The sequence below is a fragment of the Exiguobacterium sp. s91 genome (assembly GCF_018618915.1).
Classification (GTDB): Bacteria; Bacillota; Bacilli; order Exiguobacteriales; family Exiguobacteriaceae; genus Exiguobacterium_A; species Exiguobacterium_A abrahamii.
This window is the reverse complement of sequence record NZ_JACSMZ010000014.1, coordinates 1-343: the sequence shown is the minus strand read 5'-3', so window position 1 is coordinate 343 and position 343 is coordinate 1. Positions and strand designations below refer to the sequence as shown.

The following is a 343-nucleotide window of genomic DNA, read 5'->3' as shown; positions in this document are numbered from 1 at the left end:
AGCCCCCTCCAAGATGAGATTTCCCTTTGAGTAATCAAGAAAGACCCCTCAGAGACGATGAGGTAGATAGGTCACGGGTGGAAGCATGGCGACATGTGGAGCTGAGTGATACTAATCGGTCGAGGCCTTGTTCTAGCAGATGCTTGTTGATGACTTCAGTTTTGAGGGCGCGAGCCTTTCAAAAAAACGAAAAAAAGTCTTGACGTTATGTGAACATAATGTTAAGATAATAAATGTCTGGTGGCGATAGCCAAGTGGTCACACCCGTTCCCATGCCGAACACGGAAGTTAAGCACTTGAACGCCGAAAGTAGTTGGGGGCTTCCCCCTGTGAGGATAGGACG

The 343-nt window shown here is 48.1% G+C and carries 2 rRNA genes; both read left to right on the top strand.

Annotated features, from left to right (window positions below):
- Positions 1 to 135: ribosomal RNA gene (locus KNQ06_RS16925) — 23S ribosomal RNA — on the top strand; the annotation flags it as partial.
- 101 nt (positions 136 to 236) lie between these two features.
- Positions 237 to 343 (top strand): 5S ribosomal RNA (gene rrf / locus KNQ06_RS16920); the annotation flags it as partial.